Origin of the sequence: Undibacterium sp. SXout7W (assembly GCF_049339385.1) — a bacterium.
Classification (GTDB): Bacteria; Pseudomonadota; Gammaproteobacteria; order Burkholderiales; family Burkholderiaceae_D; genus Undibacterium.
On sequence record NZ_JBMPPF010000191.1, the window covers coordinates 1 to 255 of the forward strand.

The following is a 255-nucleotide window of genomic DNA, read 5'->3' on the forward strand; positions in this document are numbered from 1 at the left end:
CCAATCCAGCTCCGAGTCCAGTAGCGACGATGACCAAAGACCAGCTCAATATGGCGTTCACCAGTCGCATTGATGCGGTCAATAAATTACTGTTACTGAACAGCCCGCTGTATGTGTTACTGATGGGCGTGATCAAGAAAAAACTCAATCTGTTACCCCCCAGCGCCGCCATGGCCGGGATCTACACCATGGTTGATAACACCCGCGGGGTGTGGAAAGCGCCAGCCAATGTCAGTTTGAATTCGGTAGTCAGTC

General features: G+C 51.8%; 1 pseudogene. It reads left to right on the forward strand.

Going from position 1 to position 255, the window contains the following annotated elements:
• Nucleotides 1-29: 29 nt before the first annotated feature.
• Nucleotides 30-255: pseudogene (locus ACO0LB_RS21060) on the forward strand (phage tail sheath family protein); the annotation flags it as partial.